The following is a 1,168-nucleotide window of genomic DNA, read 5'->3' on the forward strand; positions in this document are numbered from 1 at the left end:
ATACGATCTTTTATAATAGTAGTCGTATAAATAATTAAAACCTGACAAAAAAAATCTATTTTTTTTGTTAGATATTAATCTTTCTATAATTTTTATAAAAAAAAACCATTGTAAATATATCATTTAAAATGGTTTGAGTTTTTTTATTGTTTTATGAATTTATCTTAAATTTCATTAAATATGTGATGTATTATAATTAAAATAAAAATTAACTTTAGACTATACTTTGGAAATTATTTAATAAATATTTTAGTCTTAAAAATAGCAGTTTAAAAAGAAAATATTATTTATACACTTTATTTTTTGATGATAAACATTCGTAATGTATTTACTCATGTTTACAATGAGTTTCTATTTTGGACTTTATTTTAGATTTTAGATCATCTACATTAATTAATTTTTCTTTTGAATTTTGTTTATTCAAAAGATTATCTATTAGCTTTACTTTTTTGTAGTAAGAAGCGCACCATTTACAACTATAAATATGTAAATTCAATCTCAAATTTTGAATTAATGAGATTTTTTTTGCATTTTTTTTCTCTATTTCAAATGTTATTTCATTACAAGGCATAATAACCCAATGAATAATTTTATTCCACATAAGTTAATTTTTAATTAGATAAATTAGATTCAATGCACTCTCTTAATTGTAATCTAGCTCTTTGAAGAATCTTCCATAAATTAGTCGATGTAATTCCTATTTCCTGACAAACAAGTTCTGTTTTTTTTTGTTTTAAATAGTATAGTTTTATAGGAATTAACCATTTATTAGGTAATTTTTCTAAACAATTTTCTAAATAGTTTTCTCTAATATTATTTTCATTTTCTGTCCAATCATTTAATATATTTTTATCAATCCAATTACCATTTTCATCAAAAAAATAATCTAAAGTGATCTCATTTTTATTATTATATTTTTTTCTGTAAAAATCAGAAATTTTATTTTTCAAAATACTAATTAACCAAGTTTTTACAGAGCTATTCCATTGAAATTTCTCATAATTTTCAAAAGCTGAAATAAAAACATCTTGTACTAAATCTTCTGCATCTTCTTTGCTAGATATTAAATAGTTAGTTTTTTTTAATAGGTCCAATGTATAATCATCAATCCATTTTTGGATATTAATATTTTTATCTTTATTTATCATAGGTATATTTTTATAGAAAA

The 1,168-nt window shown here is 19.7% G+C and carries 1 protein-coding gene; it reads right to left on the reverse strand.

Annotated elements, in window-relative coordinates:
- Positions 1-611: 611 nt before the first annotated feature.
- Positions 612-1,148 (reverse strand): sigma-70 family RNA polymerase sigma factor, encoded by a 537-nt coding sequence (locus tag N5D03_RS14850; RefSeq protein ID WP_038337322.1) that lies wholly within the window; start codon positions 1,146-1,148, stop codon positions 612-614.
- Positions 1,149-1,168: the final 20 nt, after the last annotated feature.

This window comes from Empedobacter sp. GD03861 (assembly GCF_029840885.1).
Classification (GTDB): domain Bacteria; phylum Bacteroidota; class Bacteroidia; order Flavobacteriales; family Weeksellaceae; genus Empedobacter; species Empedobacter falsenii_B.

Excerpts from the sequence above, each read along its gene's own strand:
- N5D03_RS14850 (WP_038337322.1), bottom strand. The coding sequence starts at position 1,148 with ATGATAAATAAAGATAAAAATATTAATATCCAAAAATGGATTGATGAT.